The sequence below is a fragment of the Streptomyces sp. NPDC054883 genome, assembly GCF_053610645.1.
Window position 1 is genome coordinate 17,143 of sequence record NZ_JBSGYT010000059.1, and the last position, 13,925, is coordinate 31,067.

The 13,925-nt window shown below is 70.8% G+C and carries 9 protein-coding genes; all 9 read left to right on the forward strand.

The annotated features are described in order from the left end of the window. Nucleotides 1–59: 59 nt before the first annotated feature. The 9 genes from ACWGH1_RS31020 to ACWGH1_RS31060 are packed head-to-tail and all read left to right on the forward strand — an operon-like array spanning nucleotide 60 to nucleotide 13,894. Nucleotides 60–2,351 carry an FAD-dependent monooxygenase gene (locus tag ACWGH1_RS31020; protein WP_453352030.1) on the forward strand — a complete coding sequence of 764 codons (2,292 nt, stop codon included), beginning with the start codon at nucleotides 60–62 and terminating at the stop codon, nucleotides 2,349–2,351. Next, on the forward strand, nucleotides 2,348–8,545 hold the full coding sequence (locus tag ACWGH1_RS31025; protein WP_453409207.1) for an SDR family NAD(P)-dependent oxidoreductase: 6,198 nt from the start codon (nucleotides 2,348–2,350) through the stop codon (nucleotides 8,543–8,545). The genes ACWGH1_RS31020 and ACWGH1_RS31025 overlap by 4 nt, the downstream gene beginning before the upstream one ends. Further along, nucleotides 8,542–9,498, forward strand: a complete 957-nt coding sequence (locus tag ACWGH1_RS31030; RefSeq protein ID WP_453352032.1) for a 3-oxoacyl-[acyl-carrier-protein] synthase III C-terminal domain-containing protein — start codon at nucleotides 8,542–8,544, stop codon at nucleotides 9,496–9,498. The genes ACWGH1_RS31025 and ACWGH1_RS31030 overlap by 4 nt, the downstream gene beginning before the upstream one ends. Before the next feature lie 59 nt (nucleotides 9,499–9,557). Beyond that, nucleotides 9,558–10,532: a 3-oxoacyl-ACP synthase III family protein gene (locus tag ACWGH1_RS31035; RefSeq protein ID WP_453352041.1), complete on the forward strand. Its 975-nt coding sequence runs from the start codon at nucleotides 9,558–9,560 to the stop codon at nucleotides 10,530–10,532. Beyond that, the gene (locus ACWGH1_RS31040; protein WP_453352033.1) at nucleotides 10,529–11,803 is read left to right on the forward strand and encodes a type III PLP-dependent enzyme; all 1,275 of its coding nucleotides are present in this window, start codon (nucleotides 10,529–10,531) and stop codon (nucleotides 11,801–11,803) included. The genes ACWGH1_RS31035 and ACWGH1_RS31040 overlap by 4 nt, the downstream gene beginning before the upstream one ends. Before the next feature lie 23 nt (nucleotides 11,804–11,826). Then, complete coding sequence (locus ACWGH1_RS31045) at nucleotides 11,827–12,096, forward strand: acyl carrier protein (protein ID WP_361319362.1); 270 nt, start codon at nucleotides 11,827–11,829, stop codon at nucleotides 12,094–12,096. Between the two features lies 1 nt (nucleotide 12,097). Then, nucleotides 12,098–12,913, forward strand: coding sequence for a hypothetical protein (locus tag ACWGH1_RS31050; RefSeq protein ID WP_453352034.1), 816 nt, complete (start codon nucleotides 12,098–12,100; stop codon nucleotides 12,911–12,913). Nucleotides 12,914–12,966: 53 nt separating this feature from the next. After that, on the forward strand, nucleotides 12,967–13,452 hold the full coding sequence (gene acpS, locus ACWGH1_RS31055) for a holo-ACP synthase (protein WP_453352035.1): 486 nt from the start codon (nucleotides 12,967–12,969) through the stop codon (nucleotides 13,450–13,452). Next, nucleotides 13,445–13,894 carry a hotdog fold domain-containing protein gene (locus ACWGH1_RS31060; RefSeq protein WP_453352036.1) on the forward strand — a complete coding sequence of 150 codons (450 nt, stop codon included), beginning with the start codon at nucleotides 13,445–13,447 and terminating at the stop codon, nucleotides 13,892–13,894. The genes acpS and ACWGH1_RS31060 overlap by 8 nt, the downstream gene beginning before the upstream one ends. Nucleotides 13,895–13,925: the final 31 nt, after the last annotated feature.

Genomic DNA, 13,925 nt, shown 5'->3' on the forward strand with positions numbered 1-13,925 from the left:
ATTTCTCTTTCCCGGCAGGCGACTTCGCGTCCCAGGCCGGAGCGGAAGGAACCCAAGCAGTGAGCAACGCATACGACGTGATCATCAACGGCGCGAGCGTCGGCGGATGTACCGCGGCCATTCTTTACGCACAGCAAGGGGCACGGGTGGCTCTGCTGGAGCGCCGCTCCGACATGGACGCGCACAAGGTCCTGTGTACCCATTACATCCAGGCGTCCGCGTACCCCGTCATGGTGGCGACTGGCCTGGACAAGGCACTGGAGCAGGTGGGGGCCATCCGGAACACCGCCCACTACTGGACCCGCTGGGGCTGGATCAGACCGCCGCACGACGCGGCCGGCGCCCACGGTTACAGCGTGCGCCGGGAAACCCTCGACCCGCTGCTGCGGCGCCTGGCCGCAGGTACCGAGGGCGTGGACCTGAAGCCGGGCCACACGGTGAACGAGCTCCTCGTCGAGGACGGCCGCGTCGTGGGCGTCGCCGGCACCGCCGACGAAGAGGCATTCTCCCTGCGTGCCCGGCTCGTCGTCGGCGCGGACGGCAAGGAGTCGACGGTCGCCCGACTGGCGGGGGCCCGTGCCGAGACGACGGAGAACGGCCGCTTCAGCTACTTCGCGTACTTCAAGGGCCTTGCCCGGCAGGCGGGTGACGCCGCACGCGTCTACTACCTCGAGCCCGACAACGCGTACGTCATGCCGATGGAGGACGACGTCACCGTCATCGCGGCCGTCGTGTCGAAGCCGCGCCTGGGCGAGTTCAAAGCCGACCTGGAAGGCGCGTACATGAACTTCGTGCGCTCCCTGCCCGAGGCTCCGGACGTCGACAGCGCCGAACGGATCTCCAAGATCATCGGAACGGTCAACTACCCGCTCGTCTCCCGCGAGCCGGCCGGCTCGGGATACGCGCTGATCGGCGACGCGGCTCTGGCCAGCGATCCTCTGGCGGCCGTGGGGTGCGCCTGGGCCATGCAGTCCGCCCAGTGGCTGGTATCGGAGAGCGCGCCCGCCCTCACCGGTGGGGGCGACGCGACAACCGACGCCGCCCTCGACGCCGCGCTCCGGAAGTACAGCGCGCGCCACGCCGCGGAGACCGGGCCCCACCACCACCTCATCGCCGACTTCGCGACGGCCCGTCCCTTCAACGAAATCGAGGAGTTCTCCTTCTCCGCCGCCGCGCGCGACCCCGAAATGGCCGCGCACTTCCACACCTTCGGCTCCCGTCTCATGACGGTGGAGGAGTTCCTGTCGCCCGAAATCGTGGCGCGCATGGAGAAGGTCAACGGACACGGTCTGTCCGAGGCCGTGCTCCGGCAGTTGGCCGGCGAGGACGCGGCCGACGGGGACGAGGCCGAGGCTGCGAGTCGAACCAGCAGCACGGGTCACACGCACCAGGAACTGTGGGATGCGTGGAACCGGCTCTGGAACGGCGACTACGCCATCGCCGACGACTACGTCTCCCGGACGATGCGGGTCAACATCCCCGAGTTCGGCATGCCCGACCCCGCGACGCTGAGCGACGGCCCGCAGATCGCCGCCTGGATAGCGGCCTTCCGGTCCTCCTACGCCGACGACGCCGCCATCACCGGTGAGCTCGGCCCCTTCTTCGTGGGTGACTACGCCATCGGCCGCTGGGTCTTCCGCGGCACCTGGACGGGCGACCGGCCCGCGGCGGCCACGGCTGCGCCGGGCACCGAAGTGACCTTCCGTGGAGTGGACATCCTCCGCTTCGAGGACGGCCGGATCGCCGAGTACTGGCTCAGCGACGACCAGCTCGACCTCTATGCCCGGCTCGGCGCGGTGGCAGGCGCCGAGTCCGGGGGTTCGCAGCAGGCGGCACTGCCCGCCCGCCTGGCCGGGCTCAGCCCTGACGCCGGCCGCGCCGTACTGGTGGAGCGGGCGCTGGACCTGGTGGCGGAACTCCTGGAGGACGAGAGGGTGAGTGCCGCCACCGGCACCGCGACCTTCCTCTCCCTCGGCCTCGATTCCCTCACCGCGGTCGAGCTGCGCAACCGCCTGCAACAGGAAACGGGCCTGCGGCTGCCCACCACGATGGCCTTCGACTTCCCGACCCCCCAAGCCCTGGCCGGCCATCTCTGGACGCGTCTCACCCAGACGGCCGCCGCCGACCCTGCGGATCCCTTCGACGTGCTCGCCCGATTGGAAGAGCTGGCGCCCGCTCTCGCCGAGACCGGCCAGGAAGCGCTCCGTAGGGAGATGGCCGACCGCCTCGGCAGCCTTGCCAAGCGCCTCGCCCCGGCCCCCGGCGCCGCCGGGGAGCAGATCGAGGATGCCTCCGCCACGGAATTGTTCGCCTATCTCGACAGCAGGCTCGCCGCGGCCGAGCACCGATGACCCGTCACCGCCAGACGAGTCAGCCCGCCCCCACGCAAAGCAGAGAGACAAGGCGCATGTCCGACGAAGCAAAGCTCCTGCAGTACCTCAAACGCACCACCACCGAACTGAACCGGGCCGAGACCCGCCTGCGCGAGGTCGAGGAGCGCTCGCGCGAGCCCCTCGCGATCGTGGGAATGAGCTGCCGTTTCCCCGGCGGTGTGAGCACGCCCGACGAGCTGTGGAACCTGGTCGACGAGGGCCGGGACGCCATCACCGATTTCCCGACCGACCGGGGCTGGGACCTGGAGAACATCTACGACCCCGATCCGGCCCGCGTCGGCAAGACCTACGTCCGGGCCGGCGGCTTCCTGCACGACGCATCCGAGTTCGACCCGGCGTTCTTCGGGATCTCGCCCCGAGAGGCCCTGACGATCGACCCGCAGCAGCGGCTGCTCCTCGAAACCACCTGGGAGGCGTTCGAGGACGCCGGGATCGTCGTCGACGACGTGCGCGGCACGAACACCGGCGTGTTCGTGGGGATCATGTGCGACGAGTACGGTCTGCGCTTCCTCAAGACGCCGATCGAGGGCATCGACGGGTATCTCGGCGTGGGCAGCGCCGGCAGCGTCGCCTCCGGCCGCATCTCCTACACCTACGGTTTCGACGGCCCGGCCGTCACCGTCAACACGGCCTGCTCCTCCTCGCTCGTCGCCCTGCACCTCGCCGGTCAGTCGTTGCACCGCGACGAGTGCTCGCTCGCCGTCGTCAGCGGCGTGATGCTGATGGCGACCTCGTTCTCCTTCACCGAGTTCAGCCGCCAGCGCGGACTTGCCCCCGACGGGCGGGCCAAGTCGTACGCGGAGGGCGCGGACGGCACCGCCTGGGCCGAAGGAGCCGGAACTCTCCTCGTCGAACGTCTGTCGGACGCGCGTCGCAACGGCCACCGCGTCCTCGCGGTCGTCCGGGGCTCCGCCGTCAACCAGGACGGCGCCAGCAACGGCCTGACCGCCCCGCACGGGCCCTCCCAGGAGAAGCTGATCCGGGAGGCCCTGGCCTCCGCCGGGCTCACAGCGGCCGACGTCGACGCGGTGGAGGGCCACGGAACGGGCACCAAGCTCGGCGACCCGATCGAGGCGCAGGCGTTGCTCGCCACGTACGGGCAAGGACGCGGGGGAAGCCCCCTGTGGCTCGGTTCCCTCAAGTCGAACACCGGGCACACGCAGTCCGCCGCCGGCATCGGCGGGATCATCAAGATGGTCAAGGCGATGCAGCACGAACGGCTGCCCAAGACCCTGCACGTCGACGCCCCCAGCTCGCACGTGGACTGGGAGAGCGGAGACGTACGGCTGCTGACCGAGCCGGTGCCCTGGCCCCGGGCCGGCCGGCCACGGCGTGCCGGTGTCTCCTCATTCGGCATCAGCGGTACGAACGCCCACGTCATCATCGAGGAACCGCCGGCGCAGCAGGCAGCCGTGCCGGCGCCCGTCGACGGCGCCTTGGTGCCGTGGATCCTCTCGGCCCGCAGCGCCGAAGCCCTGCGCGGGCAGGCGGCCAAGCTCCACACGGCGCTCGCGGCCCAGCACGCGGCGGACGCCGCTCTCACCCTCGCCACCGCCCGGACGCCCATGGAACAGCGCGCCGTCGTCATCGGCAGCGACGCCGGCGAACTGCTGCGCGGCGTGGAAGCCGTGGCGGCCGGTACTTCCGCGGCCCACGTCGTACGCGGCACTACCCGCAACACCGGCCGCACGGCTTTCCTTTTCACCGGCCAGGGAAGCCAGCGGCTGCAGATGGGACGGGAGTTGCACGCCGCACACCCCGCGTTCGCCCATGCCTTCGACGCCGTGTGCGATGCCCTCGACGCCCACCTGGAGGTACCGCTTACCAAAGTCCTCTTCGCCGAGGAGGACCCCGAACGGCTCCTCAACCGGACCGAATTCACCCAGCCCGCGCTCTTCGCGGTCGAGGTGGCGCTCTACCGGCTCGCCGAGTCCTGGGGCCTTCGCCCCGACTACGTCACCGGGCACTCCATCGGCGAGATCGCCGCTGCCCACGTGGCCGGAGTGCTGTCCCTGTCCGATGCGGCCAAGCTGGTCACCGCCCGCGGCCGGCTCATGCAGGCGCTGCCCGGCGGCGGCGCGATGACCGCGGTTCAGGCGACCGAAGCCGAGGCGCTGGCCGCCCTGGCCGGCCGTGAGCACCTCGCATCGATCGCGGCGCTCAACGGTCCGCAGTCCGTGGTCCTGTCCGGCGACGCGGACGTCGTGGCCGAGATCGCCGGACACTTCCGCGATCAGGGCCGCAGGACCAGGGACCTCCCGGTCAGCCACGCGTTCCACTCGCCCCACATGGACGGCATGCTGGACGAATTCGCCGCACTGGTGGCCGGCCTGTCCTTCTCCGCGCCGCAGATCCCCCTGGTGTCCGATGTGACCGGAGCGCTCGCCACCGCCGAGGAGTTGTGCCGCCCCGGCTACTGGGTCGAGCACGTGCGCCGCCCCGTGCGGTTCAGCGACGCCGTCGAGACGCTCTACGCGGAGCGGGTGCGCACCTTCGTGGAGATCGGCCCGGACGGTACGCTCTCCGGCCTGGTCAAGGCGTGCCTCGGCGACGAGCGTCAGGCCCTGGTCGTACCACTGTTGCGGCGCGGCCGTGCGGAGCCGGCGGCGGTGCTGACCGCGCTTGCCGAGCTTTTCGTCCACGGCGTCGCCCCCGACTGGCAGGCGGTCCTCGGGGGTCTCGGCGGACGCCGCGTCGACCTGCCGACGTACGCCTTCCAGCGCGAGCGCTACTGGCTCGACGAGCCCACCACGGCGGGGGACATCACCTCGGTCGGTCTCAGCTCCGCCGAGCATCCGCTGCTCGGAGCGGTGACCCACATCGCCACCGACGACAGTGTGGTGTTCACGGGCAGGCTGTCACAGCAGTCACACCCGTGGCTCGCCGACCACGTCGTCCACGACACGGTCCTCGTACCCGGCACCGCGCTGCTTGAACTGGCCAACCGGGCCGGCGCCCACGTCGGTTGCGACGTCGTGGAAGAACTCACGCTCCAGGAGCCCCTGGTGCTCCCCGCACAGGGCGCCGTCCGCCTGCAGCTCACCGTGGGCGCGCCCGAGGAGGACGGCCGCCGCGCGGTCGTACTCCACTCCCTTCCCGAAGGGGGGCCGGACGAGAGCGGCTGGACGCGCCACGCCGCCGGCTGGCTGGCCCTCTCCCACACCGCCGCGGCCCCCGAGGGGCTGACGGACTGGCCTCCGCACGACGCCTCCGAGGTGGAGCTGGACGGCCTGTACGACCGCCTGGCCGACATCGGCTTCTCCTACGGGCCGGCCTTCCAGGCGCTGCGCGCCGTCTGGCAGCGGGACGACGAGTTGTTCGCCGAGGTCGCGCTGTCCGCCGACCAGCAGGACGCGGCAGGCGCCTTCGGCCTGCACCCGGCGCTGCTCGACGCGGCCCTGCACGCCCTGGCCTGGGACGGGATACGCCACGGCGACGCCGTGGGCCGGCTCCCGTTCTCCTGGAACGGCGTACGGCTGCACGCCGTCGGCGCCGATTCCCTGCGCGTGCGGTTCTCACGCGAGAACCCCGACTCGATCGCCCTGACCGTCGCCGACCAGGAGGGCAACGCCGTCGCCTCGGTGGAATCCTTCGTCTCCCGTCAAGTCGCCGGGGACCGGATCGGTGGGGGCCGCCGTACCTTCAACGACGCGCTGTTCCAGGTCGAATGGGCACCGGTCAGTGCTCCTGCCACCTCGGCCGTCGAGGAGAGCGTCCGGTACTTCGCCTCTCCCGCGCAGCTGCTCGACGCCCTCGCTTCGGACTCGGTCGACGCCGGGGCAACGGTGGTGGATTGCGTCCCGGCCGCTTCGGACGACCTCGCCGCCGCGGTCAGGACCACCACCGGCGAGGTGCTGACCCTCCTACAGCAGTGGCTCGACCGGGGACCTGAGGGCCCCGCCCGGCTCGTCCTCATCACCCGGCGGGCCATCGCCGCCGGCGCCGAGGACGACGTGACCGACTTGGCGACCGCTCCCGTGTGGGGACTGGTCCGCTCGGCCCAGTCCGAGGCTCCGGGGCGCTTCGTCCTGGTCGACCACGACCACCACGCCACCGCCGGTCCCGGGACCCCCGGTCTGTCCGCGGCCCTCGCCACGGGCGAACCGCAGGTGGCCGTCCGCGACGGCGTGCTGCTGACGCCGCGACTGAAGACCAAGACCGTATCGACTGCCGAAACCGACTCACCCGGAGCCGCCTGGCAGGGCACCGTCTTGATGACCGGTGGCACCGGCGGGCTCGGTGCGCTGCTCGCCCGCCACCTCGTGACGGCACACGGGGCACGACGTCTCCTGCTGGTCAGCCGTCGTGGTCCGCAGGCCGCAGGCGCCGAAAGCCTGGTCGCCGAACTGGCCGGCCTGGGGGCGAGCGCCAAGGTCGTGTCCTGCGACGTCACCGACCGCCGGGCCGTCGCCGAGCTGCTGGCAGCGATCCCCGCGGAACACCCGTTGACCGCCGTGGTCCACACGGCGGGTGTGCTCGACGACGGCATCCTGACCTCGCTGACCCCCGCGCGGCTCGACAAGGTACTCGCCCCCAAGGTCGATGCCGCCCTGCACCTGCACGAGCTGACCCAGGACATGGACCTGGGCGCCTTCGTGCTCTTCTCCTCGGTCGCCGGCACCCTCGGCAGCCCGGGCCAGGGCAGCTACGCCGCCGGCAACGCCTTCCTCGACGCCCTCGCACACCACCGTGCCCGGCGCGGGCTGCCCGCGACAGCGCTGGCCTGGGGCGTGTGGGAGCCCACCGGTGGCATGGCCGACACGCTGCAGGACGCGGACCTCAAGCGGATGGAGCGCTACGGCGTCCTGCCCGTCTCCGCCGAGCTGGGCATGGAGCTCTTCGACGCGGCATGCGGGGATTCCGCCGCCGCGCTGGTGCCCGTGCGGCTGGACCGCAAGGCCCTGCGCACCTCCGGCCAGGCCCTGCCGCCGCTGCTGCGGGGGCTCGTGAAGACCGCCGCACGCCGCGCCGGCAACGGGGCGCAAGCCCTCCCGTCCGCCGTCGGCGGCTCGGCGGCTTCGGCCGAGTCCCTGCGCGAGAAGCTGGCGGGGCTGCCCGAGGACCGCCGCCTCAAAGCGGTCACCGACACGGTGCAGGACATCGTCGCCGCCGTGCTCGGCCACAGCAACGTCGACGCCATCGACGCCGAAACCCCCTTCCGGGACCTCGGTTTCGATTCGCTGACCTCGCTGGAGCTGCGCAATGCGCTCAACCAGGCGACCGGCCTGCGACTGCCGGCGACCGTCGTCTTCGACCGGCCCAGCGTGGGCGACCTGTCGGAGCACGTCTTCGGCCAACTGGGCACCCTCGCGCCCGGTGCGCCGGCACCGGCCGCGCCGTCGGGCACCCTGGTCTCGCTCTTCCGAGCCGCGCACGAGAGCGGGCACCTCGACCGGGCGATCGCACTGCTGGTGTCGGCGGCGGGGATCCGTCCGCGCTTCGCGGACGCGGCTCAACCGCCGTCGTTCCCGCGGGCGTCCGGCCCCGCTCAGGCGCCGGTCGTCGTCTGCTTCCCGTCCATGATCGCCATTTCGGGGCCTCAGGAGTACGACCAGTTCACCGCGCACATCGGCGGCCGCGCGGTCTCGGTCCCGCCGCTTCCCGGGTTCACCCCGGACCAGCCGCTACCGGCCTCGCTGCCGGCCCTCGTCGACCTGCTGGCCCAAGGCGCGGCCCGACTCGCCGACGGCAGGCCGCTGGTACTGCTGGGCCGCTCCACCGGCGGCTGGATCGCGCACGCCGTGGCCCAGCGTCTGGCCGAACAGGGCACGGCCCCGCGGTCCGTCGTACTGATCGACACCCTGGCGAGCCCGCTGGACATCAGTGATCTGTCCATGGTCGCCGACCAGATGCTTGACGCACACAGCAGCCAGTGGCTCGACGACGACCGGCTCATCGCGATGGGCGGATACATCCAGCTCTTCGACGGATGGACTCCGCAGCGGCTGTCCGTGCCCACCCTGCTCGTACGGGCGGGGGAACGCACCGGCACGCACGACCGGCCGCGCTGGCCGCTCGCGGACACCACGGTGGATGTCCCAGGCGACCACTTCACCATGCTGGCGGAGCACGCGGGGACCACCGCGCAGGCCGTCACACACTGGCTGGACTCGGTCCTCGCCGGGACGGACCGGGACGGAGCACGGTCATGACCGCTCCGATCGCCACCCTCGAACGGGTGGAGAGCCATCTGCCGGACCGGCGGGTCGCCATAGAGAGCCTGTCGGAGCCGCTGGGCCTGAGCCGGGCCAAGATGTCGCTGTTCCGCAAGGTCCACGGCCTGCACACCCTGCACCAGGACCCCACGGCATCGCTGTTCGACCTGCTCCTGCCGGCGGCCCGGCAGGTCGTGGACGGCCTCCGGGACCCGCGCCGGATCCGGTTCGTGGTCTACGCGCACGCCATCCACGAGGTCGCGCCCGCCGGCTTCGACGCGGCCACCGCGCTGCGCGACGCACTCGGACTCGCTGACGCGGAGGCATTCGCCCTCAGTCAGCAGAACTGCGCCAGTGGGCTCGGGGCCGTCGAGGTAGTGGCCCGGCTCCTGGCCGACGGCGACCCGGCCGACCGGGCTCTGCTCGTCATCGGTGACAAGCCGTACTCGCCGCTGATCCAGAAGGTGCCGAACACGGCCCTCATGGGAGAGGGCGCCGCGGCGTGTCTGATCGCTGCGGCAGGTTCGGGCGACCCCGTCCTTTCCCACGTCAGCCACACCTTGGGGGAGTACGCGCGCCTGATCTCGCTGCCCCCGGAGGAAGCGGCGCTGTACGGCAAGGCATACGCGCCGGTGCTCGCCGACGTGATCCGCAGGGCGGTGCGGGAGGCCGGACTCGCCCTGGAGGACATCGACCTGGTGATCCCGCACAACGTCAACATGCTGGCATGGCGCAACACCATCGGCGAGCTGGGCATCCCGGCGGACCGTGTGTTCCTGGAGAACATCGCACGCTACAGCCACTGCTTCGCCGCCGACCCGTTCGTCAACTACGCGACGCTCCGCGCCGCGGGACGCCTCGTCGCCGGCCGGCACTACCTGATGGCCGGGGTCGGTGCCGGAGCGACGTTCACTGCCCTTGCCCTGACCCACCGGGGAGGTGCGAGGTGACAGCCACCGAGCGGAGCCGGACCAGCCTGCCCACCTGCCCGACGAACCTGGAGAGCACGATGACGGCGCCCGTCACGACACTGGAGGCCGTGGAGTCCTTCACACCTGAGCGGATCGTGCCCATCAGCCAGCTGGCCGACAGGCTCGGCCTGCGCCGGACCAAGCTCCGGCTCTTCGAGCGCGTCCACGGGCTCAAGGAGATCCGCTTCGACCAGGAACTCGACCTGTTCGACGTAGTGCTGCCGGCGGCGCGACGCATCACGGCCGACCCGCTGGTGCGGGAACGGATCAGGTACATCGTCTACGCGCACACCACCCAGGCGGTGGCGCCGGCGCACATCAGCCCCGCCCAGGAGATCAAGGACCGGCTCGGGCTGGCCGATGCCGAGGCATTCGCCCTCAGTCAGCAGAACTGTGCCAGCGGTATGGCCGCGGTGGACACCGCCGCGGAACTGCTCAGGGCGGAGGGCCGACCGGGCGACCACGCCCTGGTGATCACCGGCGAACAGGCGTTTTCGCCTCAGATCCAGCTCATCCCCGACGTCGCCATCATGGGCGACGCCGGAGCGGCCTGCCTCGTGACGCTCGACGGCGGCGGAGACCGGGTGCGCTCGTACGCCACCCGTACCCTGGGTGAGTTCTCGGCGGCCATGCTCCTCGACGAGGAGAAGTCGCTGGAGGTCAGCAAGTTCTACGCGCCGGTGCTGGCCGAGGTCGTACGGGAAGCGGTGGCTCAGGCGGGGATGACCCTCCCCGATATCGACCTGATCATCCCGCACAACGTCAACCTCCAGTCCTGGCGCCAGACCATCGGCGAACTGGGCATCGACCGCTCCCAGGTCTTCCTCGACAACGTCGAGCGCTACAGCCACTGCTTCGCCTCGGACGTGTTTCTCAACTACACCACGCTGCGCGACGCCGGCCGCCTGACAGCAGGGCGCAACTACCTGTTCGCCACGGTCGGTCTCGGCGCCACCTTCGCCGCCATGGTGATCACCCATCAGCACACCGACCCGACCGGGGGCACGGCATGACCAACGCCGACGAGTTCCGGGTACAGGGCCTGCCCGTCTCCGAGATCGCCGCGGAGTTCGGCACGCCGCTGTACCTCTACGACACCGACGTGCTGCGGGACGTCTACCAAGGGCTGCGCACCCGCATGCACCCCGGAGTCGACATCTTCCTGTCCCTCAAGGCCAATCCCAACATCAGCATCATCGGTTTCCTGGGCACCCTCGGGGCGGGAGCCGAGGTCTCCTCGCTGGCCGAGCTGGAAACGGCCCGTCGCGCCGGGATCGCCCCGCGGGACACGATCTTCCTCGGGCCGGGCAAGACCCGCGCCGAACTGGAAGCGTGCGTGGCCGCCGATCTCCACGCCGTCGTCTGCGAGTCGCTGGAGGAACTCGAAGCACTCGACGACCTGGCCGTCGCGTCCGGGCGCGAGCGGCTGCCGGTGATGCTGCGCATCAATCCCGGCTTCCGCACCAAGGGATCGGGGCTGGCCATGGGTGGCAAGCCCCGTCAGTTCGGCATCGACGAGGCGGAGGTGCGGGCGGCGCAGCGGTTGCTGAAGGGGCTGCGCCGGGTGCACGTCATGGGCGTGCACGCCTACATGGGCACCCGCTTCCTCAACCACGAAGACCTGGTCCACAACACCCGGCAGATCCTGGCAATGGCCGAGTCGTTGTCCGAGGAGACCGGTATCGAGCTCAGGACCGTCGACTTCGGCGGGGGCTTCGGCGTTCCGTACTTCGACAACGAGACCGAGCTGGACCTCCCCTCACTGACCGAGGGGATCAACGAGGCCGTCACGGAGTTCCTCGACCGGCACCCCGAGTGCCGCCTCATCAACGAGCTCGGCCGCTATCTCACCGCTCCGTGCGGCACGTACGTCACCCGGGCGCTGTTCGTGAAGGAGTCGATGGGCGAACAGTTCGTCGTCGCCGACGGCGGCACCAACCACCACATGGCCGCGGTGGGGGTCGGCAGCTTCGTCAAGCGCAACTTCCCCATCCGCTCGCTGACCCGGTACGCCGAGGAGCCCGTCGGCACCTACACGGTCACCGGCCCGCTGTGCACGCCCAACGATGTGATCGGCAAGCGGGTGGCGCTCCCTCCCGTCACCGCCGGCGACCTCATCGGCGTCGAACTCTCCGGCGCGTACGGCCCCTCCGCCTCCCCGGGGCTCTTCCTGAGCCACGGGTTCCCCGCAGAGGTCATGGTCCACGACGGCAGGGCCCGCCTGGTGCGGAGCCGGGACACCGTCGAGGACCTCCTCGGCAAGCAACGACTCATCGATTTCTGATCACCCCCACAAGGAGCATGACCATGGACAACAGCACGATCGTGGCGCAGGTCGAGACCGCGCTCGGCGAAGTACTGGAGCGCGAGGTCACCGGTCTGACCGAGGACGTCCGTCTCTTCGAGGACTTGCACCTGGACTCCACCTCCGTGATGGAGATGCTGATGGAGCTGGAGGACAGCATGAAGATCGTCATCGATCCCGAGAACCTCGACATGGACGACTTCCAGTCCATCGGCACCCTCACCGAGTACCTGCGCCGGATCAGCCCCGAGCCGCAGGACGCGGGTGAATGACATGACGACCGTAGCCGCATCATCCGTCGTACGGGCGCCGGACGGCCGTGCCTTCCATGAGGACCAGGCCATCCTCGGCTTCTATCGCGATCTGGTCGAGCCGTTCGGCTCGACCGTGGACGAGCAGTTGCTGCGCGACGGCCGCAATGTGTTCCACAAGGACCTCGTCGACCGGCTGGTGGGCGGCGAGGACATCGACGTCGCCGCCGACCTGGTCATCGTCACCCACGCGCTGCCCGACGTGCACCCCTTCACCGCGGTCGCCTCGCACCTCAACATGCTGCTCGGAGGAGGTGCGCAGAGCTTCAGCATCAGCGAACAGGGGTTGGCCGCTCCGTTCACCGCGCTGCGGATCATCTCCGCCTACCAGCGCGGGGGCCGGTCCGAGCGCGCGGTGCTCGCGGTGCTGGAGCAGACCACTCTGCCCACTCCGCACCCCCTGGTGGACTCCGGCGACCTGGTGGACTCCGGCGCGCTGCTCGTATTCGAGGGCGGCCAAGGTCTGCAGGTCGGGGGCGTCGAGTCCTTCCCCGACGCGGAGGCCACCTCGGCCCGGCTGAAGGAACTGGCCACGGACGGGGGCGCCGATACGCTGCTCGTCCTGGGCCCCTGGGTCCAGGAGCAGACGTCGGAGGCCGGGGCGCAGGTCCACCGGGTCCCGTCCGGCAGCTACTGCACCAGCGTATGGCTGGACCTGGCCCAGCACTGGCGGACATGGCAGAGCGACTACCGGCAGGTCGTCCTCTGCGACGTCGACCCGCTCTCCGGCCGTGGGCAGTTGGCCCTGTTCACCACCGCTGCCGTCGCCACGCCCTAGCGGAACCAGCGGATCAGGGGCCACCACGCCCAGACGAAAGGATCGGACGCGAGATGCGCATCGGGGTCGACGTGCTCGCCCTAGGTGAACTGGACCGGCTGAACACCCGCGGCTGGTTCCGCCGGCACACCTACGACCAGGAGGAGTTGGCGCTCGCCCAGTCGCTGTCACCGAGCCGGGCGAGGGAATTCCTCGCCGGCCGGTTCGCCGCCAAGGAGGCCGTCCTGAAGGTCCTGGGTACGGGCTTCGGCAAGGGAATCAGCCCCGCGCACGTCCGCGTACTGCGCGACGACCGCTCCGCCCCCGTCGTCCGGCTGGCCGGAGCGGCCGCGCGGCGGGCGGCCGAGCTCGGACTCGGCACCATCGCGGTCTCCATCGCCCACAAGAACGAGTGCGTTGTCGCCGTGGCGATCGGCGGCGCCCCCGACGACGACCCGACACTCGGCCCCGGCCAGGCCGCGGTGGCCACCCGGGTCGCCGTACAGAAGATCGCCCGCTCACGAGCGGGTATCGGAATAGCGAGGAACGGCAATGCCTGAGGAAGTCAGCGCCACCCTCAGGGTGCGCATGAGCCAGCAGGACGTCCACTACGGCGGCAGCCTGGTCGACGGCGCCCGGCTGCTGCAGTTGTTCGGGGACCTCGTCACCGAAATCACCATCCGCAGCGACGGCGACGAGGGCCTGCTCACCGAGTACCAGCGGGTGGAATTCCTCGCTCCGGTGCACGCGGGGGATTTCATCGAGGCCACCGCACGGCTCATCGCCCGCGGCAGACTGCGAAGAACCGTCGAGTTCACCGCGCACAAGACCATCGAGGCCCGCTACGACCTCGGGCCCACCAGAGCCGAGGCGTCCGGAGAGCCGACCCTGGTCTGCCGCGCCGTCGGCACCGCGGTCGTTCCCCCGGCCGCCGCACGCCGCAGAGCCCGGGAGGCCGCCCCCACGAAGGACCCGGCCCAAGCCCCTCCGTCCCGGGTGTGACCCGGGCATTGAGCAAGATGAACGAAGGACT